Annotated in this window: 1 protein-coding gene; it reads right to left on the bottom strand. The window is 69.6% G+C overall.

Annotated features, from left to right (window positions below; all coding sequences use genetic code 11):
* The coding region (locus tag ACYVDE_RS25505) for a S8 family serine peptidase (RefSeq protein ID WP_460504306.1) at positions 1-619 on the bottom strand (619 nt) is incomplete at both ends.

Below are 619 nucleotides of genomic sequence, written 5' to 3'. Positions count from 1 at the left end.
GCCGCAGCCCGCGCCAGTCGGGGCCGGCCGTAGCCGTGGGCGTAGTCGAAATACGGATACAGCTCGCCGGCCTGTTCCAGCTGCTGAAAAAGCTGCATGGCCGTGAGCTGCCGCTGCCGCTGCCACAGCGCCGCTGCCAGCCCAGCCACCAGCGGAGCCGAGAATGACGTACCTTCCAGCCGCTCGTAGTGCCCGCCGGGCGTAGTGGTGAGCACGATGCCGAACGCCGCTAGGTTGGGCTTCCGCCGCCGGTCGGCGGTGGGGCCGTAGGAGCTGAAATCGACGTGCAGGCCGGTTTCGGGGTCGAGTCCGCCAATGGCGAGGGCCGAGTCGGCATCGGCGGGCGTACCGATGCGCACCCAGTCGTCGTCGCCGTCGTTGCCAGCGGCGCTCACCACCAGCAGGCCTTTGCGGGCGGCCAGGTTGGCAGCGCGGGCAATGAGGCTGCGGCGACCATCCATCTGCTCCGGAAAGTAGCGCTGCTCGGTGTAGGCCAGCGAGGAATTGATGATGTCGGCCCCGAGGCGGTCGGCCCACTCAACGGCGGCCAGCCAGGCTTCTTCCTCGGCATAGCGCTCGCGGTGCAGCTGCTCGGTGCGGGCCAGCAGGTACTCGGCGG

The organism is Hymenobacter agri (assembly GCF_054778495.1).
This window is presented reverse-complemented; position numbering and strand designations above follow the sequence as displayed.